This is a genomic window from Christensenella massiliensis (assembly GCF_040409835.1).
Lineage (GTDB): Bacteria > Bacillota > Clostridia > Christensenellales > Christensenellaceae > Christensenella > Christensenella massiliensis.
In genome coordinates, this window is the sequence record NZ_CP117826.1 from 49,176 (window position 1) to 75,083 (window position 25,908).

Below are 25,908 nucleotides of genomic sequence, written 5' to 3' on the forward strand. Positions count from 1 at the left end.
GTTGACAGAACGAAGCCGCAGCAATATAATAGAACTAATTTGAAACAGGAAATCCAGTGAGCGGAAGTAAGTAGCGGCCGAAACGGCGTGGCAGAGAGCGGGCGGCTGGTGGAAAGCCCGTGCGTACGGCGGTGGCGAATGGGTCCGTGAGGAGCAGGTGGAAATTTGAGTATACCTCGCCGTAGTTCCCGCGTTAAGGGAAAGGATATAAGCGCGTTTGCGCGCCGTATTCGCAACAAGCAGGCCGTTTGGTCTGGAATTTGGGTGGCACCACGAAGCTTTTCGTCCCTTGGGATGAAAGGTTTTTTTATTGGAAAGAAATGGCAGGAGAAAGAAACGATGGACGAAAAAGGAAGATTTGGCAGATATGGAGGTCAATATTTGCCCGAGACGCTCATGAATGCGATCATCGAGCTCGAAAAAGCATACGAACATTATAGGACGGACAAAGCCTTTCAAAAAGAACTGGAAGAGCTGCTCGCCTCTTATGCGGGGCGCCCGTCGCTGCTTTATTATGCAAAGCGGATGACGGAGGACCTTGGAGGGGCGAAAATATATTTGAAGCGCGAAGACCTGAATCATACTGGCTCGCATAAGCTCAACAACGTATTGGGACAGGTGCTGCTTGCGAAAAAAATGGGAAAGACCCGCGTCATCGCAGAGACGGGCGCAGGGCAGCATGGAGTCGCCACGGCGACAGCGGCCGCGCTGTTCGGCATGGAATGCGAAGTGTTTATGGGAAAAGAGGATACGGAAAGGCAAGCACTGAACGTATATCGTATGGAGCTTTTAGGCGCAAAGGTACATCCGGTGACGAGCGGAACGGGCACGCTGAAAGACGCAGTGAACGAAACGCTTCGGGAATGGAAAGAACGCGTTGCGGACACGCATTATGTATTGGGCTCGGTCATGGGGCCGCACCCGTTTCCGACGATCGTGCGGGATTTCCAAAGCGTGATCGGGCGTGAAGTGCGGGAGCAGATTCTAAAGACTGAGGGGAAGCTTCCGGACATGCTGATTGCCTGTGTCGGCGGCGGGAGCAATGCGATGGGGCTTTTTTATGATTTCATCGGCGATGAAAGGGTAAAAATGGTCGGCTGCGAGGCTGCGGGCCGCGGGCTTGATACGAACCGCAATGCGGCAACGATCGCAAAGGGAACGCCGGGCATATTCCATGGAATGAAATCCTATTTTTGTCAGGACGAATATGGGCAGATCGCCCCGGTCTATTCCATTTCTGCAGGCCTCGATTATCCGGGGATCGGACCGGAGCACGCATGGCTATATGATACGGGCAGAGCACAATATGTTGCCGTGACTGACGACGAGGCGGTGGAGGCGTTTGAATACCTGTCCCGTATGGAGGGTGTGATTCCTGCGATAGAGAGCGCGCATGCGGTAGCGTATGCCAAAAAAGCAGCGCCAGAGATGAAGCCGGACGAGATTATCGTTGTCAATCTTTCCGGCAGGGGAGACAAGGACGTTGCGGCGATCGCGCGGTATCGGGGGGTGGATATCCATGATTAAAACAAAGCAGGCCTTTGAAAAGGGAAAAGCGTTTATACCGTTTATCACGGCCGGAGATCCGAATCTTACTGTTACGGAGGAGCTGATTTTGGAAATGGCAAAGGCGGGAGCAGACCTGATCGAGCTTGGGATCCCGTTTTCCGATCCGGTGGCGGAAGGGCTCGTGATCCAAAAGGCAGACGAGCGGGCGCTTCTTGCGGGGACCACGACGGATAAAATATTCGATATGATCGCGCAGGTGCGAAAAAAAACAAATGTACCGTTTTCCTTTATGACCTATTTGAATCCGATCTTTACCTACGGGAGTGAGCGCTTTGTAGCGCGCTGCGGAGAGCTCGGGGTATGTGCGCTTGTGGTGCCGGATATGCCGCTTGAGGAGCGGAAAGAATTACAGCCTTATTGCGGCCGATATGGGGTAGACCTTGCCTCGCCGGTAGCGCCTGCGCCGGAAGAACGGATACAGGCGGTGGCACAGGCGGCGGAGGGATTCTTATATTGCGTGTTTCCGAATGATGAGACTATCGCATGTGCAAAAGCAGCGGGAAGCGTTCCCTGTCTATCTGTGTTTGACGCCATTTCGCCGGAAGAGGCCGGAGAAGCGGCGCGAAAAGCAGACGGAATTGTGGTGGAAAGCGCGGTTGTAGAGATCATCGGGCGATACGGACAGGAGTGTGTCCCGCGTGCCGCGGAATATGTACGTAAAATGGCGCGCGCCATACACAGCGCCGAATGAAACCCTATTCAAAAAGCGCCCGGCAAGGGCGCTTTTTCGTTTGCTGTTATGCAAGAGGCAATATTTCATATCCCTGCCCGCGCAGACAGTCGATCAATCCGGGAAGAAGCGCCGTATTGTCTGAAGAGACGGCGTGCAAAAGGATCAGTTCGCCGGGATGGATATTCTGCGTTACTTTTTCATAAGCCGCATCGGGCCCCATTTGATCGTCTGGCTCGTAATCGTAATAGGCAAAACTCCAGAAAGCGGTTTTATAGCCGAGAGCCTGTGCGAGCGCGAGGGTCTGCTGTGAATATTCGCCCATCGGCGGACGGAAAACGGTCATTTCGATCCCGTAGGTATCGCGCATATAGGTATGCAGGCCAACGATCTCATCGCGCGCCTGCTCAAGAGACAGGTCTGGCATGGAGAGGTGGTTCACGCTGTGATTGCCGATCACATGGCCTTCAGCGATCATACGTTCGACCAACTCCGGATTATCGCGCACATAGGAAGCGGTGACGAAGAACGTCGCCTTTTGATTTTTTTCTTTCAGCACATCGAGGATCGCAGCGGTATTCCCATTTTCATATCCCTCGTCGAAGGTAAGATAAAATTTTGGCTCCTCCGGCATAATGAAAAGAGCGTTGTACTTCCCATAAGCCTCTTGTGCGGATAAGGCGCCCGTCGGACGGTTCAGAGCGTCTTTCTCAAGCCCCTGCCCCCAGCCGTCCTTTGTTCCATCGAGAGCAGAGAGCGCCGTATAATCGATTGGGATATCTTCGATCGGCGTTTTCGTTGGCTCCGGGGTCGGAGTGGGCGGCGCAGAAGGCGCGGCGCTTGGGGCAGGAGAAGGGGAAAGCACAGGAGACGGCGCAGGCGTGGCTTCTGCAGACGGAGAAGGCGTTGCTGCCGGGGAGCCCGCCGTCGTCGGGGTCTGCGCGCAGGCTGTGAAGAGAACGATACAGATAAAAAAGTATGATACTGCAGTAAGAAAACGCTTCATAATAAACTCCTGTGGTATGTCCTTAACAACCAGTATAGCATAGGAGTGCCTGCCGCCCAAGATGCTTGCGGAAGAGTTCACAGAAATGATGCAAAAATGGGAGCCTTCCCTGTATGAGAAAGGGAGAACGGTTCGAAACCGTTCTCCCTTTTACAATGGGATAATGAGATAGGAGCTTTTATTCTGTTTCGTCCTGCAAAGCGTCGTAGCCCTCCTCGCCCGTACGGACCTTGATGACGTTTTCGACATCATATACGAAGATCTTTCCGTCGCCGATATGACCGGTATACAAAGCCTCCTTGATTGCCGCGATCACGGTCCCGACCGGTATCTTGCAGACAACGATCTCTACCTTTACCTTTGGAAGAAGATTGATATCGACCTCTACGCCGCGGTAATATTCCGTATGACCTTTCTGCATCCCGGCTCCCATGACCTGCGACACAGTAATGCCGGTCACGCCGATTTCCTCCAACTTGGCTTTCAGCGTGTTGAACCGGTCATGATTTGCTACGACTACAAGCTTTGTCATCTTGACATCAGAAGCGGAAGTCGCCGCCGCTGCTTTTGGCATCCGTTCAACGGGCACAGCGTTTTCCAAAGAAACGGGAGAGCCGGCTTTCTCGGCTGCTGCAAAGCCCGACGGAGCGGCGGGCATGAAATCTGCATAACCGCTGGAGAGACCATGCTCTTTGATGTCGAGCCCGGCGAGCTCCTCCGCTTTGGATACGCGCAGGCCGATCGTGTGCTTGATGATCTGGAATACGACCGTCATGGTAACGGCCACCCACGCGATGACGCATACGACGCCAAGAGCCTGAATTCCAAGGAAAGAAGCGTCTCCGGTATAAATAAGACCGCCATCTACGGAGAAGATACCTACCAGAAGGGTACCGACAGCACCGCAGAAGCCGTGTACGGGAATCGCGCCGACCGGGTCGTCGATCCTGAGCTTTTTATCGAGCAGCTCAACGCCAAAGACTACGACAAACGAACTAATCAAGCCTATGACGAAAGCGGCCCACGGTTCTACCGTATCACAGCCTGCCGTAATGCCTACAAGCCCGGCAAGCGCGCCGTTCAGCGTCATGGATACGTCCGGCTTTTTATAGCGGACCCATGTAATACACATTGCGCCGATGGAACCGGCTGCTGCCGAAAGACTGGTGGTCGTAAAGATTTTGCCTGCCCAGTTGGCGCTGTCACCCTGTACGCTAAGCGTGGAACAGCCGTTGAAGCCGAACCATGCGAACCACAGGATAAATACGCCGAGCGCAGCGAGCGGGATGCTGTGTCCAAGGATCGCCTTAGGCTTGCCATTCTTGTCATACTTCCCAATACGGGGCCCGAGTATCTTAGCGCCGACCAGTGCCGCCACGCCGCCTACCATGTGAACGGCGGTGGAGCCTGCGAAATCGTGGAAGCCGAGAGCAGAAAGCCAGCCGCCGCCCCAGATCCAGTGACCGGAGATCGGATAGATAACAAGGCTTATGATAACGCTGTAGATACAATATGCGGAGAATTTAGTGCGCTCCGCCATTGCTCCGGATACGATCGTCGCGGCTGTTGCACAGAACATCGTCTGAAAAATAAAAAATACGTATGGCGGGATATCCCCGGAGGTATATCCGCTCTGAGCGAAAAAGCTCGGAGTGCCGATAAACCCTCCCGCAGAGACGCCGAACATCAGGCCGAAGCCGACAGCCCAGTAGACGACTGAACCGAGAGAAAAATCCATCAGGTTCTTCATGATGATGTTGCCGGTGTTCTTTGCACGTGTAAGGCCCGTTTCGACCATGGCGAAACCAGCCTGCATGAAGAAGACCAGTGCTGCACCGAGAAGTACCCATACTGTGTCGACTGCAGAAAACATAATACAAAACCTCCTAAAAAATATAAAAGGCGTGTCTCGGACGGGGAACCGTCTGAGACACGCCTTTGTGTCGAATGATATTCAGTTTGCGTTCCGCTACTTTATACGCTGAACAGCAGATCGCCATAGGTCGGCCACGGCCAGATTTTTTTACTGACGAAGGTCTCCATCGTATCGGAGATACCGCGCAGCTCCTGCATGGCGGTAAAGACGGACTCGCGGTAGTATTTCGCACATTCACCGATCTCGGGATATTGCTTTGCACCGAGAAGAGCGAGGTCGAGCGCATCAACTGCCTTTAAGAAACAAGACAGCTGAGCTGAAAGCTCTTTTGCAAGACGTTCCTCCGCCGATGTATCCGCACCGATCTGCTTCTTGGAGATTGCTGCGTCTGCGAGCTCTTTTGTGTAGGCGCTTACGGCAGGTATGATGCTTTTTTTAGACATTTGCAGCATCGTTAAAGCCTCGATATTGAGTGTCTTGCAATAGTTTTCGAGAATGATCTCATACCGCGAATGCATCTCTGCTTCCGTAAAAATATGGTGCTCCGTAAAGAGCTTCACATTCTTTGCGTGGATGAAATAGGGCATACAGTCGGCGGTGGACTTTAAATTGAGCAGCCCGCGCCTTTCAGCCTCGGCGACCCACTCGTCAGAGTAATTGTTGCCGTTGAAGATGATGCGTTTATGCTCTTTCACCGTCTTTTTGATCAGATTCAGCACATCCTGTGTGAAACAGTCTCCGCGTTCCAGTTCATCTGCAAATTGCTTCAGTTCTTCCGCAACGACTGTGTTGAGCACGACATTGGGGCCGGAAATCGAAAGGCTTGAGCCAAGCATACGGAATTCAAACTTATTGCCCGTAAATGCAAACGGCGAAGTACGGTTTCGGTCTGTCGTATCTTTCTGAAAGTTGGGGAGAACGTGAACGCCCATTTCCATATCGCACTTAGCCTGATCGATATAATCGCTGTCCGTCTCGATAGACTCTAATACGCTCGTCAGCTCATCGCCGAGAAACATAGAGATGATGGCCGGGGGAGCCTCGTTTGCGCCCAGCCTGTGGTCGTTGCCTGCGCTGGCGACGGAGACGCGCATCAGATCCTGATATTCGTCTACGCCCTTGATGACGGCGCACAGGAACAGCAGAAACTGCAAATTGCTGTGCGGATCGTCTGTAGGATTCAGCAGATTTTCGCCCGTATCGGTAGAAATGGACCAGTTGTTATGCTTCCCGCTGCCGTTCACTCCTGCAAACGGTTTTTCGTGCAACAGACAGGCAAGGCCGTGCTTATAAGCCACCCGCCGCATGACCTCCATCGTAAGCTGATTATGATCTGTGGCGATGTTCGTCGTCGTAAAAATAGGAGCTAACTCATGCTGCGCCGGAGCAACTTCATTATGCTTTGTTTTGGCAAGAACGCCCAGCTTCCACAATTCCTCGTCAAGCTCTTTCATAAAAGCGGAAACGCGCGGACGGATCGAGCCGAAGTAATGATCGTCCATTTCCTGACCCTTAGGAGGTTTTGCCCCGAACAGGGTACGGTTGCAATATTTCAAATCGCGCCGCTTTTCGTACATTTCGCGGTCGATGAGAAAGTATTCCTGTTCAGGCCCGACGGTAGTAAGAACGCGTTTTGCTTTCGTATTTCCGAACAGACGCAGGATACGGAGCGCCTGATCGTTCAGCGTCTCCATAGAACGGAGCAGGGGCGTTTTTTTGTCAAGCGCTTCTCCGCCATAGGAACAAAAGGCTGTCGGGATACAGAGAATACCGTCCTTTATAAAGGCATAGGAGGTAGGGTCCCAAGCCGTATAGCCGCGCGCCTCGAAAGTCGCGCGCAGGCCGCCGGAAGGAAAACTCGACGCGTCGGGTTCACCCTTGATGAGCTCTTTACCGGAAAACTCCATGATGACCTTGCCGTCCGGCGAGGGAGAGATGAAGCTGTCATGCTTTTCCGCCGTCGTTCCCGTCATGGGCTGGAACCAATGCGTGAAATGAGTGACGCCGTGCTCGATCGCCCAGTTTTTCATAGCGTTCGCTACGACGTTCGCTACGCCGATATCGAGGTCTTTCCCGTCCTCGATCGTCTTTTTCAGAGCTTTGTAGGTATCCTTCGGCAGGCGCTCTTTCATTGCCGCGTCACCGAACACCATACTGCCAAACAATTCCGGTACCTTTGTCATTTTCCTTGTTCCTTCCTGTTATATAGATTCTTTATAAAATTTGAAAGACGCTGCGGGAAAGGTTTTTTTGGTTTTCCGCAGCGCCTTTGCTGTCTACAGTTCGGATTATAAGACCGCGGAAAGGAAAAGTCAAGGCATTTTTGTAAAAAAATGAAATATTTTTATATAAAATTGCAATAAATTGAATTATTAGGCTGATAAATTTGATAAAATAGCTATAAAATGCAATAAAAATTTAAAATATTTCATTTTTCTATTGACAGGAGATGGGAGAGAAGCGTATCATAGCGATTGTAAAAAATGTATAACGAAAAGGTGGAAAAAATGATGCAACCAAGAGAAGGACAAGTGAGGATCCCGTCAGGATGCGCAATATCCGGGATGTTTTCCAGAAACGGAAAGAGAGTGGACGGAAACTCTATTATCCGATCGATCTCCATGATGCACGACCGTTCCAACGGTCTTGGAGGCGGATTCGCAGGATATGGTATTTATCCGGAATATAAGGATTATTATGCGTTTCACATTTTTTATGACAATAAAGCGGCAAAGCTGGCATGCGAGGAGTTTTTGGAAGAGCATTTCGATATCATCAATCTTTCCAAGATACCGACCCGCAAGCATCCGCGCATCACAGACGAGCCTCTTATCTGGCGGTATTTTGTAACGCCGCTGCATACGAAGCTGAAAGAAAGCCAGCTCGATGAAAAGGAATTTGTCGTACGCAGCGTCATTAAGATCAATACGCAGCTTCATGGTGCATACGTTTTTTCGAGCGGTAAAAATATGGGAGTGTTCAAAGCGGTCGGATTTCCGGAAGACGTCGGGGAATTTTACCGGCTGGAGGAATATCACGGCTACTGCTGGACAGCTCACGGACGTTACCCGACGAACACGCCCGGTTGGTGGGGCGGCGCGCATCCTTTTGCGATGCTGGATAATTCCATCGTACATAATGGGGAAATATCCTCCTATGACGCGAACCGCCGCTATATCGAAATGTTTGGATATAAATGTACGCTTCTTACGGATACGGAGGTAATCACCTATATGATCGATTATCTCGGACGGCGGCAGGGACTCAGCCATGAGGAGATTGCGAATGTGATCGCTGCGCCGTTTTGGAGCACGATCGAGCAGATGCCGCCGGAAAAGCGTGCAAAATTCACCTATTTAAGGAACGCTTTCTCCAGTCTGCTTATTACAGGCCCGTTTTCTATTCTGCTTGGATTCGAGGGCGGTATGATGGCTTTAAACGACAGACTGAAGCTACGGTCTATGGTAGCGGCTGAAAAGGACGATATGGTTTATGTGGCGAGCGAGGAATGCGCGATCCGCGTGATCGAGCCCGAACCGGACAGGATATGGGCGCCGAGCGGAGGAGAGCCCGTCATTGTGACGCTGAACGAAACAGGACAGGCGGAGAGCGCAAAGGAGAGTGCGTAATATGGCGATCAATTTTTTATATCCGGATTATGAGGTGGTACGCGATCAAACGAAATGTATTGCGTGCCGTGTATGTGAAAGGCAATGCGCGAACGGTGTGCACATGCTTGATGAAACGCTGAACTTGATGAAAAGCGACGATGCAAAATGCGTCAATTGCCACAGATGCGTTTCCTTGTGCCCAACGCGGGCGCTGAAGATCGTAAAGACGGACCACACGTTTAAGGAAAATGCAAACTGGACGGGCGAGACGATCAAAGAGGTTTACCGGCAGGCGGCAACGGGAGGCGTGTTGCTCTCTTCGATGGGAAATCCCAAACCATATCCCGTTTATTGGGACAAGCTGCTGATCAATGCATCTCAGGTAACGAATCCATCCATCGACCCGCTGCGGGAGCCGATGGAGACGCGCGTTTATCTGGGAAAGAAGCCCGGCGCGATACAGCGGGACCAAAATGGAGAAATCATCTGTAATCTGACGCCGCAGCTCGAGCTTGACGTTCCGGTCATGTTTTCCGCTATGTCATATGGCTCCATCAGCTATAATGCGCACGAGAGCCTTGCCCGCGCTGCGCGGGCGCTGAATACGCTTTATAACACAGGGGAAGGCGGGCTGCATGAGGACTTTTATGAGTACAGCGCAAATACGATCGTTCAGGTCGCTTCCGGGCGCTTTGGCGTGCATAAGGACTATCTGAATGCCGGAGCCGCAATTGAGATCAAGATGGGGCAAGGGGCAAAGCCGGGGATCGGCGGGCATCTTCCGGGCCAGAAAATCGTAGGAGACGTTTCACGTACGCGCATGATACCCGAGGGAAGCGATGCGATCTCGCCCGCACCGCATCACGATATCTATTCCATAGAGGATCTGCGCCAGCTTGTCTATTCGCTGAAAGAGGCGACGGATTATCAAAAGCCTGTGATCGTAAAAATAGCGGCGGTGCACAATGTGGCGGCGATTGCTTCCGGTGTTGCACGCAGCGGTGCGGATATTATCGCAATAGACGGCTTCCGCGGCGGCACGGGCGCCGCGCCTACCCGGATACGGGACAATGTGGGGATACCGATCGAGCTTGCTCTGGCAAGCGTAGACCAACGCCTGCGGGACGAGGGAATACGAAACAATGTTTCGATCGTTGTAGGGGGCAGTATCCGCAACAGCGCGGACGTTGTGAAAGCGGTGGCGCTCGGTGCAGATGCAGTATATATTGCGACAGGTGCGCTTCTTGCACTCGGCTGTCACCTATGCCGCAGCTGTCAGGCGGGAAAATGCAACTGGGGGATCGCAACGCAGGAGCCGGAGCTTGTAAAGCGTCTGAATCCGGATATTGGAAGCGAACGGCTCGTAAACCTTATCCATGCATGGCAGCACGAGATCAAAGAGATGATGGGCGGCATGGGGATCAATTCTATCGAGGCGCTGAAAGGAAACAGGCTGATGCTGCGCGGGATCGGGCTGAATGAAAAAGAGCTTGGCATCCTTGGCGTGAAATATGCGGGTGAATGAGAATGAAAAGAATCTATGTAGATGAAAAATGGTGTCTTGGATGTCATCTGTGCGAATATAACTGCGCATTTTCGAATTCTGCGGAAACGGATATGGTAAAGGCACTCAAAGATGTACCCATCAATCCGCGCATTCGTATTGAGGAAGCGGGAAATATTCATTTTGCGGTTTCCTGTCGGCATTGTGAGGAGCCGCTTTGTATGAAAGGGTGTATTATGGGGGCGCTTTCTGTGGAAGATGGCGTCATCATGATCGATCAGGAAAAATGCGTCGGCTGCTGCACCTGCATCCTGATGTGTCCTTATGGGGCGATCATGCCGTCAGATACGGGCGTGATGCAAAAATGCGAGCTGTGCATAAACAATGCGGGCGGAAAGCCGGCATGTGTGGAGGGCTGCCCGAACAGGGCCATTGTATTTGAGGAGAGATAGACCATGAGATATGTGATCATTGGAAATTCAGCGGCCGCCGTCGGATGCATAGAGGGGATTCGACAGCATGATAAGGAAAACGAGCTTCTGCTGATCGCGGAAGAGCCGTACCATACCTATTCGCGTCCGGCGATCTCCTACCTGCTGGCCGGAGAAACGACGAAAGAACGGATGAAATACAGGGCGGACGGCTTTTATCGGAAAATGGGCTGCACTACGCTTCTCGGAAAGACCGCGGCAGGGATAGACGCAGCGAAAAAACGGGTGCTGCTTGAGGACGGAGAAGCGGTAGCGTATGAAAAGCTGCTGATCGCAACAGGGTCAAGACCGTTCATACCAAACATAGAAGGTTTAAACAGTGTGGAGAAAAAATACACGTTCATGTCGCTTCAGGATGCAGAGGCTCTCGATTCGGCTTTAAAAGCAGACAGCAGAGTTCTGATTATGGGAGCGGGCCTGATCGGCCTGAAATGTGCCGAGGGGATCGCCCACAAGGTACGGCAGATAGACGTTGTGGATCTCGCGGACAGGATATTGCCCAGCATTCTGGAACCGGAAGCGGCGGCGTTGGTGCAAAGGCATATTGAACGGGAAGGGATACGTTTTCATTTGTCGGACGGCGTGACGTCCTTTGATCGGAATACCGCGGTGCTTTCAAGTGAAAAGAAGCTCTCCTTTGACGTTCTTGTGATCGCAGTAGGGGTACGCCCCAATGTGGAGATTGCAGAAAAAGCGGGGATCGAAGTGAAAAAAGGGATCGTAACGGATGCAAGCTGCCAGACGTCGCGGCAGGATATCTATGCTGCAGGCGACTGTACGGAAAGCCATGATATCACGACGGATACGGACCGTCCTCTGGCTCTTTTGCCGAATGCTTATATGCAGGGAGAGTGCGCGGGCGTTAATATGGCGGGAGGAAGCAAAAGCTATGATAAGGCGATGCCTATGAATGCGATCGGATTTTTTGGACTGCACATGATCACTGCCGGAAGCTATGCTGGAGAACGGTTTGTCCATAGGGAGGGAGAAAGCTATAAGCTGCTTGTCCGGAGAGACGGCGTTTTGAAGGGCTTTGTTTTGATTGGCGACGTTGCGCGTGCCGGGATCTATACGGCATTGATCCGGGAACGGACGCCTCTTGAAAGCATCGATTACGAGCTCATTAAGCAAAAGCCTCAGCTTATGGCGTTTTCGCGGACAGAACGGATGAAAAAACTGGGAGGTGCGGAAAAATGAACATCAATGCGGCAGGAATGCATTTCAAAGAATTGAACGAACAGATCAAAACGGCGGGCAGGGAAATCGTGGTCGATAACTGCATGGGCCAGCGATATATTGGAAGCGGTCTTGCAGGAAAGAGTATCGTGATCAACGGAACGCCGGGAAATGCGCTGGGGGCCTATCTGGATGGGAGCACGATCCTTGTGCACGGGAATGCACAGGACGCGACGGGCGACACGATGAACGATGGTGCGATCTATATTGCGGGCTCATCGGGCGACGCGACAGGCTATGCGATGCGCGGCGGGAAAATTTTCGTGAATGGCGACGTAGGTTACCGGGCCGGGATACACATGAAAGAATATAAGGAAAAAAGCCCGGTATTAGTGATCGGCGGCGCGGCCGGAAGCTTTCTGGGGGAATATCAGGCCGGAGGAACGATCATCGTACTCGGACTTGAGCATACAAAACCGGTAGGCAATTTCTGCGGTATGGGCATGCACGGCGGCAGGATATATCTGCGCTGCTCCGTTCCGCCTAAAGGCTTGCCGAGACAGATTACTGTGGAAAAGGCTTCTGAAGAGGATATGGAAACGATCGAAACGTATGTAAAAGAATTTTGTGAAATATTCGGACGGAGAGAGTGCATGATCATGAACAGTGACTTTTATGTGCTGCGTCCGGATTCCAAAAATCCTTACAGGCAGCTTTATACGCAGAATTAAGGAGGAAAGCCATGCGGGTATTGCTTGTCTCCGGAACGCTGAAGGGGCGGGATTTCTTTGCACATTTGGTTCAGGAATACGGCCGACAGGAGGTTTTATGTGCACAGGATGGCAAAGAGGCGCGGGAGACGCTCAGCAAGATGGAGATCGATATCCTGATCATTCATGCGCCGCTGCCGGATGAATTTGGGGAAGCGCTTGCCGAATATGCATCGCGCAACAGCTATTGCGGAATGATCGTAATTGCAAAAAACGATATAGACGAACGCCTTGCCGTGCAGATCGAAGCGGCAGGCGGACTCGTTGCGCGGACTCCTCTTTCGAAGGCGGCGTTCCGGCAGACGTTCCGGCTTGCGCAGGCGACGCGGAACAGAATGTATGGTATACGCGATGAAAACAGACGCCTTTCCCGCAGATTAGAGGATATGGGGCTTGTGGACCGGGCAAAATGTACACTGATCCAAGTACTCGGCCTGACGGAACCGCAAGCGCACCGTTATATTGAAAAACAGGCGATGGATATGCGGATATCCAAAAGGCAGGTCGCTGAAGAATTGCTGAAAACCTATACGGAAGAATAAAAAATCAGGGAGGGTACTATGACAAAGTATATTTTTGTAACGGGCGGCGTTGTCTCGGGGCTTGGAAAAGGGATCACTGCGGCATCGCTCGGACGGCTTCTGAAGGCGCGCGGCCTCAAAATAGCGGCGCAAAAGCTCGACCCGTATATTAACGTTGATCCGGGAACAATGAGCCCGTTCCAGCATGGCGAGGTCTTTGTGACGGAGGACGGCGCGGAGACGGACCTTGATCTTGGGCATTATGAAAGATTTATCGACGAGGATTTGAACCAATTCTCCAACCTCACGACCGGAAAGGTATACTGGAATGTGCTTACGAAAGAACGGAAAGGGGAATATCTCGGCGAAACCGTTCAGGTGATCCCACATGTTACCAATGAGATCAAAACCTTTATTTACGCTGTAGGCAAAAAAACGAACGCAGATGTTGTCATTACGGAGATCGGAGGAACGACAGGCGACATCGAAAGCCAGCCCTTTCTGGAGGCGATCCGTCAGGTAAGCTGTGAGGTGGGCCGGGACAACTGCCTGTTTATCCACGTAACGCTCGTTCCGTATATCAAGAGTTCGGGAGAACATAAATCGAAGCCGACCCAGCATTCTGTGAAAGAACTTCAGTCTTTCGGGATCATGCCGGATATCATCGTGATGCGCAGTGATGAAGCGGTGGGAGAGACGATCAAGCAGAAGATCGCGCTGTTCTGCAACGTAAAGCCGGACTGCGTGATCGAAAACAGGACCTTGCCTATTCTTTATCAGGCGCCTATCATGCTGGAGAAAAACGGACTCGCGGAGATCGTGTGCCGCGAGCTCCGCATAGATTGCGGCAGACCGGAGCTTTCAGAGTGGGAACAAATGCTTGCGCGGATCAAAAATGCAAAAACGCCTGTGCATATCGCGCTTGTAGGAAAATATGTACAGCTGCACGACGCCTATCTTTCTGTGGCGGAAGCGCTTGCACATGCGGGATATGAAAACGGAGCACATGTACAGATAGAATGGCTCGATTCAGAGGAGCTCAATGGGGAGAATGTAAAAGAAAAGCTTGCGGGCTGCAATGGAATATTGATACCGGGAGGCTTTGGAACCCGGGGAATAGAGGGAAAGATAGAAGCTGCGAAATATGCACGGGAGCAAAATATACCGTTTCTCGGGATCTGCCTCGGCATGCAAGTAGCAGTCATCGAATATGCGCGCAATGTGCTTGGGTACCGGAGTGCGAACTCCCGTGAATTTGACGAGACCAACATCTATTCTGTGATCGACCTGATGCCCGAACAAATAGAGGTAGATAAAAAGGGCGGAACGATGCGCCTTGGAGCATATCCATGCCGAATCCTGCCGGATTCCATCATGCAGCGTGCCTACGGTGAGGAAAACGTGATGGAGCGCCACAGGCACCGCTATGAATTCAACAATGATTTTCGAAAGCAAATGCAGGAAGCGGGGCTTGCTCTAACGGGGCTTTCGCCGGACGGAAAGCTCGTAGAGGCTGTAGAGATCCCGGAAAACGACTTTTTCATCGGCGTACAATTCCATCCCGAATTCAAAAGCCGACCGAATAAAGCGCACCCGCTGTTCCGGGAATTTGTTGCGGCCGCGCTTGCACACCAGACGAAATGTGCGCTATGAACTGATCGGAGCATAAAAAAGACCGGGAACCCCGGTCCTTTTACGAAATGCTTTATTCCCTGATCATTCCTAAAATACCAATAGATTCCTTGATCGTGGTTTCTTTTGCTTCATTGCCGTAAGCGTCTACCTGTTTTTTGTCTTTAGGACCGTGTGTGATGCAGGCTGCGCCGCCGATACAGCCATCCTGACAGGCCATACCTTCGATAAAGTTTTCCTGCAGGATACCGCGCGAGGCCTTGAGAAGAGCGACCTTGCATTCCTCGATGCCGTTGCACACAGCGGGATTGCAGGTGAAATCGTCATAACCGTGTTCTTTCAGCGCCTGTGCCACCGCGGTAGAAACGCCGCCGCTGCGCGCAAAGATGCGGCCGTAGTAGGAAGCGTTGTCGAGCGGCTCTTCGGGCATATCGTTGAGATCGATCCCCCGGCTGTCCAAAAGCGCAAGCAGCTCCTCGAACGTAATGACGCAGTCTATGATACCTTCGACTTCAGGCAGCTTATATTCCATTTTTTTTGCAATACACGGCCCGATAAAGATGATTTTGGAATCAGGATCCATCTTTTTCAAATACGTGGAAATTTCCTCCATGGGGGAAACGTTATGCGAAATATGCTGGGCAAGGTCCGGAAAGGCCGTTTTGATATAACGCACAAAAGCAGGGCAGCAGGAGCTGGTGAGAAATTTCTTTTCATAAAGCTCTTCGGCCTCCTTATACGCTGTCATATCCGCACCGAGAGCGGCCTCGACGACGTTGAAAAAGCCCAGACGCTTGATGCCGGCAACTACCTGCTCGACCTTGATGCCGCTGAATTGGCTGGAGATCGCGGGGGCGACGACGGCATATACTTTATAGTTGGTGTTGTTTTCCGCCTGCTTGAGAATATTGATTGCCTCGAGGATAAACGAACGGTCGGAGATCGCGCCAAACGGGCACTGATAGACGCATGCGCCGCAGGAGATACATTTTTCATCGTGGATATCCGCTTTTTTATCCTCTGTCATAGTAATGGCGCCGACTTTGCAGGCGTTCTCGCACGGGCGCACCATTTTTGCAATCGCGTTATAGGGACAAGCGGCGACGCAGCGGCCGCATTCGATACACCTATCAGGATTGATATGCGCTTTTAAATCTATGATCTCGATGGCATCCTTGGGGCAAACGTTTTTGCAGCGGTGGGCGATGCAGCCGCGGCATGCCTCGGAAACACGGATCCCGTCGACCGGGCATTCGTCGCAGGCAATATTGAGGACCTCGACAACATTCGGATTATCAGGATCGCCGCCCATGGCAAGCTTGACGCGCTCATTGATAATAGCGCGCTCCTTATAAATGCAGCAACGCATCGTGGGTTTAGGCCCCGGCATGATTTTTTCCGCGATATGGAGCAGCCCGCGGTCCAGATCATCCTCCCATGCAAGGGACGCTACTTCTTTGAGGACCTTATATTTGATTTCCTGTACGCTTGTGTCGAACACTCTGTAATCCAAATGATTTTCTCCTTGGTTCATTATTCTCTTCATACTTACTATAATGGTTTCAAAACCTGCTGTCAATGCGTCCTGAATTAAGTTTCGGAAAGCCGCTTTTCCCGCATAAAAAAACCATATTAACATAAAATATATCATACTGTCATACGAAAATCGTATAAAGAGCTGAAGCTGAAAAAAGAGAGCAGGGTCCCGGAAAAGATATACAGATCGGGGCTTTATTAAAAATAAATGATAGGCCATAAGAGAAAATGGGTATTAAAAAGGCACTATGGTCAGGAGAAAATGATTTATGATTGCAGAGGTTTTCCAATTGTACGCATCCCGCTGGGATTTTTTCGCTCAGCTTATTTTGCAGCACCTTCAGCTTTCCTTTACGGCGATTGGTCTTGCGGCCCTGATCGGTATTTTTTTGGGGATACTGATCTCAGAGCATACGCGCCTTGCGTTTCCGGTGTTAGGGGTCACCAATTTTATTTATACGATCCCCTCCATTGCCATGCTGGGCTTTCTGGTACCGGCAACGGGCATCGGCGATATGACGGCGGTGATCGCACTGACCGTGTATGGGCTTCTTCCGATGGTACGCAACACCTACACGGGTATCCGTGGAATATCACCGGCGATCGTGGAGGCCGGCAGGGGAATGGGCTCCACCGATAGCCAGTTGTTGTATAAGATCAAGCTGCCGCTTGCGATGCCGGTCATTTTGGCGGGCGCGCGGAATATGATCGTGATGACGATCGCTCTGTGCGGCATTGCGTCTTTCGTAGGCGCAGGCGGCCTCGGCGTAGCGATCTACAGAGGCATCACGACAAACAATATGGCAATGACGGTAGCAGGAAGCCTGCTGATTGCAGGGCTTGCTTTGGCTGCCGATCTGATTGCCGGTTTTTTTGAAAAGAAGATATATAGAAAAATCAATGGGAAGGGTATGATAAAATGAAAAGACGGAAATGGACAGCCCTGCTGGCTGCGGTCTTGATATGCGGAGCATTTATCCTCGGAGGCTGTGCGGGAACGCGGACAGATACGGTCCGTATCGCTGCAAAGCCAATGACGGAGCAGTTTATTTTAAGCGAAATGATTGGTGCGCTGATCGAACAGGACACAGACCTCAATGTGGAGATCACAAAGGGGATCGCCGGGGGCACCGGAAACATCCATCCAGCCATGGTGAAAGGGGATTTTGACCTTTATCCGGAATATACGGGAACGGCATGGTCAGACGTTCTGAAACGAACGGAAAAATTAACGCCCACAGAAATGTATGAGGAATTGCAGGAGCAGTATAAGGAGCAGTTCGATATGGAATGGATAGGACTCTATGGCTTCAACAATACCTATACGCTGGCGGTCAAGGAGGAATTTGCAGAGGAACATAACACGGAGACATTTTCTGACCTTGCGGCACTCGCTCCCGGTATGAAATTCGGCGCAGAATATGATTTTTATGAACGAACGGATGGCTATGAGCCGCTCTGCGCAGAGTATGGATATCAATTTGCGGATACGGCAGATCTCGATATCGGCCTGAAATATCAGGCGATCGGAACGGATGAAGTGGACGTGATAAACGCTTTTACGACAGACGGTCTGCTCGGCGCGTACGGACTGAAAACGCTGAAAGACGATAAAAATTTTTTCCCGTCTTATTATTGCGGAACGGTCGTGCGCGGAGAGCTCCTCAAGATACATCCGGAGCTGCGCGAAGTGCTGATGAAAATGGACGGGCTCCTGACGGATGAGGAAATGGCGCAACTCAATTACCGCGTAGAAAACAACGGGGAGGACGAAAAAACGGTCGCGGTGGATTTTTTGATGGAAAAGGGGTTGCTATGAGGCAGGAGACGATCATCGTTTTTGATAGGGCAGAGAAGATGTATGAGGATAAATATGCTCTGCGGGATTTCAGCTTTGAGATACGGAAAGGGGCGTTCCTTACCGTGGTTGGAGGCTCGGGGGGCGGAAAGACAACGATGCTTAAAATGATCAACGGGCTTCTGCTGCCGGACAGCGGTTCTGTACGCGTTGGTGGGATGGATACGGCCCACACCGATCTGATCGCGCTCCGAAGAAAGATCGGTTACGTGATTCAGGGAGGCGGATTATTCCCGCATTTGAATGTACGGGAAAATATCGCGTATGTGCCGCGCCTTAAGAAAGAAAAGATTTCGCCGGAGCATATAGGCGAACTGCTCGATATGGTCGCGCTGCCCGCAGATATCATGGAGCGTAATGTAAGCGAGCTGTCAGGCGGACAGCAGCAGCGCGTCGGGATCGCACGCGCGCTTGCGGCAAGGCCCGAGATACTATTGATGGACGAGCCGTTTGGAGCGGTCGATGGAATTACGAGAAAACAGCTTCAGGATGCAATCAGAGATATCCACGAGCGCACAAAAGCGACGATCGTATTCGTTACGCACGATTTGCGCGAAGCGGTCCGCCTCGGTTCATGGATACTCATCATGAACGAGGGAGAGGTCGTGCAGCAGGGCACGCCGGAGGATGTACGGAATAATCCGAATGGGGATTACGCAGCGCAGTTCATCAAGCAGCTGGAATGTGAATGATTTTCCACTTGCATACGCTTTCGAAAAGAGATATCCTTGAAGTACTCGATCAATATTCAGGGAGGGATTTTATGGCAAAGATGGAAGGGCTCGCGCATATCGGTGTATTTATTACAGACCTTGCACGCAGCAAAAAATTTTATGAGGAGGTCCTTGATTTTGAGACGATCTATGAGTGCGGCGTTCCGGAAGCGGATGGAACGACGACAGACGTGGCATTCGTGAAAAACGGGAACCTCGTGCTTGAGCTTGTACGCACTGCAAATCCGCAGAAAAGGCAGGACGGATGGGTAGACCACATTGCACTCGCAGTGGAAGACATTGAAAGCATACAAAAGCTTCTGGAGGAGCGGGGCATCCGTTTTGAGACGGATAAGCCGGTCCTCGGGGCGAATGTATTCCCGAATGGAGCGAAATGGCTCACGTTCCGCGGGCCGGATGGGGAACATCTGGAAATCAATGAGGTTTTTCCGTATTGAGCCTGTTTTGGGAAAAATGAAGACGAACCGGAAAAGGAAAAGACAGGCCGCAGATCGATTCTGCGGCCTGTCTTCATGCTGTGGGAAGAGTGAACCGTGCGTTAATGAAATGTTTACAAACAAATACCGCAAATTATGATTAGAATGCGTTCTGCGGGCTTATCAATAAGACGTAAGGTTGGCGGTATGATATGCGTAACCGGCCACGCGTATATGCGGGAGCGTGTACGGGCGGCTGGGTGCCAGCAAGTAAAAAAGAAAGGATGGAACATTTATGCGTATCATGGTTGACAACCTAGCGGTGGATATCGATAATCGGACGGTTCGGCGTGGAGATGAAGATATCAGGCTTACCGCAAAAGAGTACGAGGTATTGAAATATCTCGCGCTGCATAAAGACAAGATTGTGTCCCGTGCGGAGCTTTTGGAGCATGTCTGGGATTGCGATTACGATTGCTTTTCCAATGTGGTGGATGTATATATCAGATTTTTAAGGGCGAAAATAGACGACGGGCATGAAAAAAAGCTGATCAAGACGTTCCGAAAGCAGGGATATTCCCTCACCGCCTAAAACAGAGAACGGTGTGCCGGGTGGGCATACCGTTTTTTGTTTACTGAGCATCTATAAAAATATCCTGCCAAAAAGGCAGGATATTTTTATAGAGATGATTTTCACTGTTTCGTTTGACTGTCACCGCCGGGAGACTGCCGCGGAGAGGAAGACTGCTGTATGACAGGCGGTACAGGCCGAGAGGGGCGTCTTTCCGGATGCTTTTCATAATATTTTCTGCGGAGCCATAGAATAAGACGTATCACCGCGTAAATTACTGCTGCAAAAATAGCGATCAATATGATCACCGGCAGAGCTGCCGCCCAAAAGACGGCGAAGTTTTCCATAAATTCACCAACGCCTGTCAAAGACATCGCAAATGCGTCGGAGGCACGGTCGCCGAGCGGCTTGCCGTCCGCGCCGATCGTCTCCGGTGTGATAAGCTCTATCAGCTCTACGTCGACTGTCGCGTAATCGATCAGGGTGTCCATTCTGCGCTTGCTGCCCTGAAGCTGATCAAGCTCATAAAGTACATCGGAGATCTCCTGTTCTAAGGCAATGATATCCTCTGTGGAAGCGGCAGTCTCGAGATAGCTCATCAGCCGTTCCCGGCGCAGCTCTAAAACCTCGATGCGGGCTTCAGTATCGTAATATTCTGAGGTAAGGTCTTCTGTGGCTTTATGCTTGCTCACGATTTCACCGACTCCCGAGATGCGTTCCAAAAATTCATTGAGGCGGTCTACCGGAATGCGCAGGGAAAAATAGGAATTTCTTCCATGGTTTTTTCCGGTATCGGAAGAGTATGCCGCACTTTCCTCATTTGCCACGTAACCGCCTACCGCGGAAAGCTCCTCATTGATCTTTGCATAGTCCGCGTCGTACTGTTTGGTATTGATGCTGAGGGAAGCGCTGTATGTCAATTTGCGGCCGGTCTCCGGAAGAATGGGGTCTGAGAGACTGCCGAGCCCGCCGGATTCCTCGGAACTCTCCGGTTCCGCCGCACTTTCCTCATTGACTGCGCCGGAATCGGAGGAAGCCTCATACCCATTTTCAGAAGCGGACATCACAGCGCTGCTGCTTGTTTCAGACGGAGCTGCGGAGCAGGATGCCAGAAACAGGACGGAGCATAATAGAATGACAGCGATCTTTTTCATGGTTTTACCTCCATAATGACTTTATTCGTTTGTTTGTATGGATATTGAACGAAGTATATAAGCTGGTTTCATTATACTACAAAATCAGCAGGAGGCCGGATAAATTCACACAGTGTTCACAAAGAAACAGGATCGTGACAGAGTTTTAACGAAACGGTAATAAATGAGGAGAGATCGTCATAAACTCTTAAGAATTTTCGGAGTTTATTTTTAATATTTATGATCTATCCTAACATTATGGAAAAAGGAAAAGGCATGTTATAATGGTATGAGTCAAGCCATTATAACGGAGGTGTGGAGCACATGAGGATACTGGTGTGCGATGATGACAAGGAGATCGTAGACGCGATCGAGATCTATTTGGTCAATGAGGGCTATGAGGTCCTGAAAGCGTACGACGGTGCGCAGGCGGTCAAGTATGCGCAGGAAGAGGATGTTCAGCTGATCATTATGGATGTCATGATGCCGGGGATGGACGGTATTCGCGCTACGATGAAGCTGCGGGAGAGCGAAAACATACCGGTCATCATGCTGAGTGCCAAATCAGAGGACAACGATAAGATTTTAGGATTGAATTCCGGAGCGGACGACTATCTGGCAAAGCCGTTCAACCCGCTTGAGCTGGTCGCCCGCGTGAAGTCCCAGCTCCGGCGCTACACATCGCTTGGGAGCATGGCGGGAGAAAGCGGCGTGCTTCAGACAGGAGGGCTCGTTCTTGACGATATGAAGAAGACCGTCACAGTGGACGGAGAACCTGTAAAGCTTACCCCTATGGAGTATAAGATCCTGCGCTATCTGATGCAAAATATGGAGCGTGTCCTTTCTACTACGCAGATCTATGAAAGCGTGTGGGACGAAAAAGCAGTTGGCGCAGAAAATACGATTGCAGTACACGTCCGCAGGATCCGTGAAAAGATCGAGATCAACCCGAAAGAGCCCAAATATTTAAAGGTGGTGTGGGGGATTGGATACAAAATCGATAAAATCAAAGTATGACATGAAATTTAAGGTCATCGCTTGGATTCTGTGTATTGCCGCCGGATGCCTGATTTCCTTTTCCGCAATACGGCTGGTCAAATATGATCCCGCCGGAACGATGACGAGCAGCAAATATATTGAAAGCGCGGAATATCTTTCCATGATGCAGAGCTATACAGCTTCCGTGGAACACGCGTTTTATGGATACAGCGACTCGGCAAAGCAGCAGGAGCTGCAAAACTATATCTCCGGACTGAGGGATTCTTATTCGGGAGAAATCGGCATGGTGCTTGGAAGCACAGAATTGGAGGGCGATTATGACGCATATCTTAATGAACTGCAAGGAGCGCTTAGCGCGAAAGTTTCGGAACGTGAAGCGGCGTCGGCAGCAGCGCAGGGAGAAACGGTGGCAGGAACGGATCAGGGCCAGCCTGATCCTGTAAGCGCAGAGACTGTAATAGCGGATGCAGGACTTCCGGCGCTGGATGAATATATGCTCAAGCAGCTTGATTCCATCAATGAAAAATATGCGGAGCTTCTGGTGGATGCTGAAGCTCATATAGATGAGCAATATGAACTGCTGGAGCGTCAGGCGCAGGAAAATCTGAAGAATAACCGGAATTATTACTATGCAGTCGTTGCAGACGGCCGGACGATCTATACAAACGTGCCGCAGAATAGCGGGGACCCTATTGCGGCCATTCAGGAACTCGAGGGCAACCGGGAATACCGGTGGAACGGTGTGGAAAACGGCCTTTACAAAGAAGCCGGAGCGTTAAATGCGGAAATCACCCGGACGGCTTATGAAGAGGCCTATGGCTCCGAGCCGGAATCACTGACAGGGGCCTCTATTTATACGGGGATGTCAGATTCTTTCTATGAAAAGAGCAGACAAGAATATGATATCAGTTATAGAGGCTATCTCACAACGATCATCCTGCTCGTCGTTTGGATCGTACTATTTGCCGGGGGATTCGCGTGGCTGATTTATACGGCGGGACGTTCGCCCAAGGAAGACGGCGTGCGGGTCACATTTCTGGATGCGATCTGGCTCGACATTGGCGGAATCATTTTGCTTGTCATCGAAATTTTTCTCGGTGCATTGTTTGCGAGCGAGTTCCGGTCTGCGGATATGGCAGTGAGTGCTTTGCGGATACTCCGTCTTTCCGCTTGTACGGCGGTAAGCGTGACGCTTTTGCTTTTGTGGAGCATGAGTGTTTCGCGGCGGGTAAAGCGCAGGGAAAATTATACGCTTTGCGAAGCAGTGTTCGGCGGCTTCCGGACTGTGTGGAAAAGAAGCGGCGCAAAGGCCAAAGGCGTAGGAGCCGTATTATGGTATTTAGTAGGCGGCATCCTGCTGTGCCTTATCACGGTGCTCTTTGGTTTTCTGATGGGCGGTACAGGAGTGTTTATCGGGATCGTATTCCTTGCGATCTATTTAGCGGCAGTCTTAAAATATGTGCTGCAGAAAGCGGCGGCAGTACGCGGGATAGCGGAAGGCGTGCAGCGCATCAAGGACGGAGAATTCGGTTACCAGATCACAAAAGGCGGCGGACAGGAATTTGACGAGATAGCGGCAGGGATCGAGCATATCGCGGAGGGATTCGATACGGCGGTAACACGGGAAGTAAAATCGGAGCGTATGAAAACGGAGCTGATTACCAATGTGTCACACGATATCAAAACGCCGCTCACCTCTATTCTGACGTATGTCGATCTTTTGAAAAAAGAAGGGCTCGACAGTCCGAATGCACCGCGTTATCTGGAAGTGCTCGATATGAAGTCGCGGCGTCTCAAATATCTGACGGACGATCTGTTCGAAGCGGCCAAAGCAAGCAGCGGCGATATGTCGGTCTCGCTTTCGAGGCTCGATCTTGTCGAGTTTATGGAACAGGTCATGGGGGAAATGTCCGATAAAACGGAAGCCTCCGGCCTTTCCTTCGTAGTTGCAGGGCAAAAAACGGGTATGTATGTATATGCGGACGGCAAGCTGCTGTTCCGGGTGATCGGCAATGTAATAGACAATGCGATCAAATATGCAGCGGCGCATTCGCGGGTCTATATCGATTTTGAAGAGAAAGATGGGGAAGCCTGTATCATCGTGAAAAATGTCTCGCGCGAGCCGCTCAATATGTCGGAAGAGGAACTGATGGAGCGCTTTAAACGGGGGGATGAGTCGCGCCATACTGAGGGCTCAGGCCTCGGACTATCTATTGCAAGGAATTTTATGGAGCTTATGAAAGGGAAGTTCAGGATAGAAATCGACGGTGATTTGTTCAAAGTTATAATTTGTTTTCCGGCAGAAAACGCGCAGGAGGAAGAATAGAGGTCATGATAATAAAAAGCCGGTATTCCCGGCTTTTTGTTTTTATTTCTTGCCGACAAATTTGCGCAGCGTCTTTAGCTTTTTATCGGTAGGAGGGAAATAACGCACCGGAAGATCGAGACGGTTTGACTTGTGCAGAAGACTCCTGTAGTGTGAAAATGTATCGAAACTGGCTTTGCCATGATAGCTCCCCATACCGGAGCTGCCGACACCGCCGAACGGCATATGAGAAGTGGCAAGATGGACCACCGTATCGTTGATACAACCGCCGCCAAAAGATGTCGTTTCTAATACATATCGAATATTTTTTTTGTTCGATGAAAACAGGTAAAAGGCCAAAGGCTTCGGCTGACGGCGTATTTCAGTCACCACATCATATAAATTGCGGAATTCAAGCACCGGCAGCAAAGGACCAAAAATCTCTTCCTGCATGATCGGCTGGTGATAGGCGGCATGGTCTATGACGGTCGGCTCGATGCGGAGCGACTGTGGATCGCTCTTCCCGCCAAAAACGATCTCAGTATTCTCCATAAGGCCGAGCAAACGGTCAAAATGCTTTTGATTGATGATTTTTGGATACCAGACACATGCAAGCGGGTTCGCCGTATAAAAGGCTGCAACGGTTTTTTGGATATGAGCGAGGAGATCTTTTTTGACCGACTCGTGCACATAAAGATGGTCCGGTGCGACGCAGGTCTGTCCTGCATTCAGGAATTTTCCCCAAACGATACGCTTTGCCGCCGTTTCGACATCGGCGCTTTCGTCTACGATGCACGGGCTCTTTCCTCCAAGCTCAAGTGTTACGGGCGTAACGAATTTAGCGGCCGATTCCATGACCAGCTTTCCGACGAAAACACCTCCCGTGAAAAAGATGTAATCAAATTGCTGCTGCAGAAGGTCTTGGTTGGCCTCGCGCCCGCCGGGCACTACATCTACATAAGACGCTGGAAAAATGGAATGGACGATATCAGCGATGACCCGGGACGTATTGCGGGAATAATCTGAGGGCTTCAGGACGACCGTATTTCCGGCAGCCAGTGCGCCGGCGAGGGGTTCGACCGTAAGCTGAAAAGGATAATTCCACGGAGACATGATCAGAACTGTGCCATAGGGTTCTGGAAGCATGAAGCTTTTGGAAGGAAATTGTGAAAAGGGAGTGCGTACGCGTTTGCTTTTCATCCATTTCCGTAAATGCTTCATAAGAAAAGAGATCTCATCGAGCGTAATTCCGACTTCCGTCTCGAAAGCCTCAAAAGGACTTTTCATCAAGTCCGCATGAAGTGCGTCGAAGATGGCGGATTCATTTTGGATGATCGCTCTTTGCAAAGCTGAAAGGGCTTCGATACGGGCATCATACGGCTTTGTTCCTCCTGTATAAAAATATTCGTTCTGCATCATTACAGTTTCCGCTGCATGGCTCATATTCGTTCTCCGATCTATCATTTTTTCTATTTATATATCTATACCACACTTTTGCAGAAGTGAATCAAGAGGATACAGTTATCGCGA

General features: G+C 50.9%; 22 protein-coding genes and 1 other annotated feature. Of the genes, 16 read left to right on the forward strand and 6 right to left on the reverse strand.

Annotation, left to right across the window (positions count from 1 at the left end; all coding sequences use genetic code 11):
• Window positions 1-47: 47 nt before the first annotated feature.
• Window positions 48-293, forward strand: a binding site (T-box leader).
• A 46-nt stretch (window positions 294-339) separates the two neighbouring features.
• Both trpB and trpA read left to right on the forward strand, forming a co-directional pair.
• Window positions 340-1,527 carry a tryptophan synthase subunit beta gene (gene trpB, locus PUP29_RS00260; RefSeq protein ID WP_353423532.1) on the forward strand — a complete coding sequence of 396 codons (1,188 nt, stop codon included), beginning with the start codon at window positions 340-342 and terminating at the stop codon, window positions 1,525-1,527.
• On the forward strand, window positions 1,520-2,260 hold the full coding sequence (trpA, locus tag PUP29_RS00265; RefSeq protein WP_353423533.1) for a tryptophan synthase subunit alpha: 741 nt from the start codon (window positions 1,520-1,522) through the stop codon (window positions 2,258-2,260). The genes trpB and trpA overlap by 8 nt, the downstream gene beginning before the upstream one ends.
• Before the next feature lie 46 nt (window positions 2,261-2,306).
• Here trpA and PUP29_RS00270 read toward each other — a convergent pair whose 3' ends face one another.
• From PUP29_RS00270 to PUP29_RS00280, 3 genes are all read right to left on the reverse strand, one after another.
• Window positions 2,307-3,245 carry a delta-lactam-biosynthetic de-N-acetylase gene (locus tag PUP29_RS00270; RefSeq protein WP_353423534.1) on the reverse strand — a complete coding sequence of 313 codons (939 nt, stop codon included), beginning with the start codon at window positions 3,243-3,245 and terminating at the stop codon, window positions 2,307-2,309.
• 178 nt (window positions 3,246-3,423) lie between these two features.
• Window positions 3,424-5,118, reverse strand: a complete 1,695-nt coding sequence (locus PUP29_RS00275; protein WP_079545255.1) for an ammonium transporter — start codon at window positions 5,116-5,118, stop codon at window positions 3,424-3,426.
• A gap of 101 nt (window positions 5,119-5,219) precedes the next feature.
• A complete protein-coding gene (locus PUP29_RS00280; protein ID WP_079545253.1) occupies window positions 5,220-7,304 on the reverse strand; it encodes a glutamine synthetase III in 2,085 nt (694 codons plus the stop codon).
• A 327-nt stretch (window positions 7,305-7,631) separates the two neighbouring features.
• Between PUP29_RS00280 and PUP29_RS00285 the strand changes: the two genes are divergently transcribed.
• The 7 genes from PUP29_RS00285 to PUP29_RS00315 are packed head-to-tail and all read left to right on the forward strand — an operon-like array spanning window position 7,632 to window position 14,847.
• Window positions 7,632-8,750, forward strand: a complete 1,119-nt coding sequence (locus PUP29_RS00285; protein ID WP_079547757.1) for a class II glutamine amidotransferase — start codon at window positions 7,632-7,634, stop codon at window positions 8,748-8,750.
• A 1-nt stretch (window position 8,751) separates the two neighbouring features.
• A complete protein-coding gene (locus PUP29_RS00290; RefSeq protein ID WP_079545252.1) occupies window positions 8,752-10,257 on the forward strand; it encodes a glutamate synthase-related protein in 1,506 nt (501 codons plus the stop codon).
• Between the two features lie 2 nt (window positions 10,258-10,259).
• Window positions 10,260-10,688: a 4Fe-4S dicluster domain-containing protein gene (locus PUP29_RS00295; RefSeq protein WP_079545250.1), complete on the forward strand. Its 429-nt coding sequence runs from the start codon at window positions 10,260-10,262 to the stop codon at window positions 10,686-10,688.
• 3 nt (window positions 10,689-10,691) lie between these two features.
• Entirely contained in the window at window positions 10,692-11,924 is a 1,233-nt protein-coding gene (locus tag PUP29_RS00300; protein ID WP_079545248.1) for an NAD(P)/FAD-dependent oxidoreductase, read from the forward strand.
• Window positions 11,921-12,634, forward strand: coding sequence for a glutamate synthase (locus tag PUP29_RS00305; protein ID WP_079545246.1), 714 nt, complete (start codon window positions 11,921-11,923; stop codon window positions 12,632-12,634). Before PUP29_RS00300 ends, PUP29_RS00305 begins: the two co-directional genes overlap by 4 nt.
• 11 nt (window positions 12,635-12,645) lie before the next feature.
• Window positions 12,646-13,215, forward strand: a complete 570-nt coding sequence (locus PUP29_RS00310; protein WP_079545245.1) for an ANTAR domain-containing response regulator — start codon at window positions 12,646-12,648, stop codon at window positions 13,213-13,215.
• 18 nt (window positions 13,216-13,233) lie between these two features.
• Window positions 13,234-14,847 (forward strand): CTP synthase, encoded by a 1,614-nt coding sequence (locus PUP29_RS00315; RefSeq protein ID WP_079545243.1) that lies wholly within the window; start codon window positions 13,234-13,236, stop codon window positions 14,845-14,847.
• Window positions 14,848-14,899: 52 nt separating this feature from the next.
• Here PUP29_RS00315 and PUP29_RS00320 read toward each other — a convergent pair whose 3' ends face one another.
• Entirely contained in the window at window positions 14,900-16,360 is a 1,461-nt protein-coding gene (locus PUP29_RS00320; RefSeq protein WP_079545241.1) for a 4Fe-4S dicluster domain-containing protein, read from the reverse strand.
• A gap of 271 nt (window positions 16,361-16,631) precedes the next feature.
• Here PUP29_RS00320 and PUP29_RS00325 point away from each other — a divergent pair, with 271 nt between their 5' ends.
• From PUP29_RS00325 to PUP29_RS00345, 5 genes are all read left to right on the forward strand, one after another.
• The gene (locus PUP29_RS00325) at window positions 16,632-17,285 is read left to right on the forward strand and encodes an ABC transporter permease (RefSeq protein WP_353423537.1); all 654 of its coding nucleotides are present in this window, start codon (window positions 16,632-16,634) and stop codon (window positions 17,283-17,285) included.
• Window positions 17,282-18,181: a glycine betaine ABC transporter substrate-binding protein gene (locus tag PUP29_RS00330; protein ID WP_353423538.1), complete on the forward strand. Its 900-nt coding sequence runs from the start codon at window positions 17,282-17,284 to the stop codon at window positions 18,179-18,181. Before PUP29_RS00325 ends, PUP29_RS00330 begins: the two co-directional genes overlap by 4 nt.
• Complete coding sequence (locus PUP29_RS00335; RefSeq protein ID WP_079545239.1) at window positions 18,178-18,912, forward strand: ATP-binding cassette domain-containing protein; 735 nt, start codon at window positions 18,178-18,180, stop codon at window positions 18,910-18,912. The genes PUP29_RS00330 and PUP29_RS00335 overlap by 4 nt, the downstream gene beginning before the upstream one ends.
• Before the next feature lie 71 nt (window positions 18,913-18,983).
• Entirely contained in the window at window positions 18,984-19,391 is a 408-nt protein-coding gene (locus PUP29_RS00340) for a VOC family protein (RefSeq protein WP_353423540.1), read from the forward strand.
• Window positions 19,392-19,665: 274 nt separating this feature from the next.
• Window positions 19,666-19,962, forward strand: coding sequence for a winged helix-turn-helix domain-containing protein (locus tag PUP29_RS00345; protein WP_079545236.1), 297 nt, complete (start codon window positions 19,666-19,668; stop codon window positions 19,960-19,962).
• A 101-nt stretch (window positions 19,963-20,063) separates the two neighbouring features.
• Here the strand turns inward: PUP29_RS00345 and PUP29_RS00350 are convergent, their stop codons facing one another.
• On the reverse strand, window positions 20,064-21,095 hold the full coding sequence (locus PUP29_RS00350) for a DUF4349 domain-containing protein (RefSeq protein WP_079545234.1): 1,032 nt from the start codon (window positions 21,093-21,095) through the stop codon (window positions 20,064-20,066).
• Between the two features lie 303 nt (window positions 21,096-21,398).
• Between PUP29_RS00350 and PUP29_RS00355 the strand changes: the two genes are divergently transcribed.
• Together PUP29_RS00355 and PUP29_RS00360 are read left to right on the forward strand one after the other, a co-directional pair.
• The gene (locus PUP29_RS00355) at window positions 21,399-22,091 is read left to right on the forward strand and encodes a response regulator transcription factor (RefSeq protein ID WP_079545232.1); all 693 of its coding nucleotides are present in this window, start codon (window positions 21,399-21,401) and stop codon (window positions 22,089-22,091) included.
• Window positions 22,060-24,399 (forward strand): sensor histidine kinase, encoded by a 2,340-nt coding sequence (locus tag PUP29_RS00360; RefSeq protein ID WP_353423541.1) that lies wholly within the window; start codon window positions 22,060-22,062, stop codon window positions 24,397-24,399. The genes PUP29_RS00355 and PUP29_RS00360 overlap by 32 nt, the downstream gene beginning before the upstream one ends.
• A 42-nt stretch (window positions 24,400-24,441) precedes the next feature.
• On the opposite strand, the gene PUP29_RS00365 is transcribed toward PUP29_RS00360, so the two are convergent.
• Complete coding sequence (locus PUP29_RS00365) at window positions 24,442-25,821, reverse strand: aldehyde dehydrogenase (RefSeq protein ID WP_353423542.1); 1,380 nt, start codon at window positions 25,819-25,821, stop codon at window positions 24,442-24,444.
• Window positions 25,822-25,908: the final 87 nt, after the last annotated feature.

Excerpts from the sequence above, each read along its gene's own strand:
- trpB (WP_353423532.1), top strand. The coding sequence starts at position 340 with ATGGACGAAAAAGGAAGATTTGGCAGATATGGAGGTCAATATTTGCCC.
- trpA (WP_353423533.1), top strand. The coding sequence starts at position 1,520 with ATGATTAAAACAAAGCAGGCCTTTGAAAAGGGAAAAGCGTTTATACCG.
- PUP29_RS00270 (WP_353423534.1), bottom strand. The coding sequence starts at position 3,245 with ATGAAGCGTTTTCTTACTGCAGTATCATACTTTTTTATCTGTATCGTT.
- PUP29_RS00275 (WP_079545255.1), bottom strand. The coding sequence starts at position 5,118 with ATGTTTTCTGCAGTCGACACAGTATGGGTACTTCTCGGTGCAGCACTG.
- PUP29_RS00280 (WP_079545253.1), bottom strand. The coding sequence starts at position 7,304 with ATGACAAAGGTACCGGAATTGTTTGGCAGTATGGTGTTCGGTGACGCG.
- PUP29_RS00285 (WP_079547757.1), top strand. The coding sequence starts at position 7,632 with ATGCAACCAAGAGAAGGACAAGTGAGGATCCCGTCAGGATGCGCAATA.
- PUP29_RS00290 (WP_079545252.1), top strand. The coding sequence starts at position 8,752 with ATGGCGATCAATTTTTTATATCCGGATTATGAGGTGGTACGCGATCAA.
- PUP29_RS00295 (WP_079545250.1), top strand. The coding sequence starts at position 10,260 with ATGAAAAGAATCTATGTAGATGAAAAATGGTGTCTTGGATGTCATCTG.
- PUP29_RS00300 (WP_079545248.1), top strand. The coding sequence starts at position 10,692 with ATGAGATATGTGATCATTGGAAATTCAGCGGCCGCCGTCGGATGCATA.
- PUP29_RS00305 (WP_079545246.1), top strand. The coding sequence starts at position 11,921 with ATGAACATCAATGCGGCAGGAATGCATTTCAAAGAATTGAACGAACAG.
- PUP29_RS00310 (WP_079545245.1), top strand. The coding sequence starts at position 12,646 with ATGCGGGTATTGCTTGTCTCCGGAACGCTGAAGGGGCGGGATTTCTTT.
- PUP29_RS00315 (WP_079545243.1), top strand. The coding sequence starts at position 13,234 with ATGACAAAGTATATTTTTGTAACGGGCGGCGTTGTCTCGGGGCTTGGA.
- PUP29_RS00320 (WP_079545241.1), bottom strand. The coding sequence starts at position 16,360 with ATGAACCAAGGAGAAAATCATTTGGATTACAGAGTGTTCGACACAAGC.
- PUP29_RS00325 (WP_353423537.1), top strand. The coding sequence starts at position 16,632 with ATGATTGCAGAGGTTTTCCAATTGTACGCATCCCGCTGGGATTTTTTC.
- PUP29_RS00330 (WP_353423538.1), top strand. The coding sequence starts at position 17,282 with ATGAAAAGACGGAAATGGACAGCCCTGCTGGCTGCGGTCTTGATATGC.
- PUP29_RS00335 (WP_079545239.1), top strand. The coding sequence starts at position 18,178 with ATGAGGCAGGAGACGATCATCGTTTTTGATAGGGCAGAGAAGATGTAT.
- PUP29_RS00340 (WP_353423540.1), top strand. The coding sequence starts at position 18,984 with ATGGCAAAGATGGAAGGGCTCGCGCATATCGGTGTATTTATTACAGAC.
- PUP29_RS00345 (WP_079545236.1), top strand. The coding sequence starts at position 19,666 with ATGCGTATCATGGTTGACAACCTAGCGGTGGATATCGATAATCGGACG.
- PUP29_RS00350 (WP_079545234.1), bottom strand. The coding sequence starts at position 21,095 with ATGAAAAAGATCGCTGTCATTCTATTATGCTCCGTCCTGTTTCTGGCA.
- PUP29_RS00355 (WP_079545232.1), top strand. The coding sequence starts at position 21,399 with ATGAGGATACTGGTGTGCGATGATGACAAGGAGATCGTAGACGCGATC.
- PUP29_RS00365 (WP_353423542.1), bottom strand. The coding sequence starts at position 25,821 with ATGAGCCATGCAGCGGAAACTGTAATGATGCAGAACGAATATTTTTAT.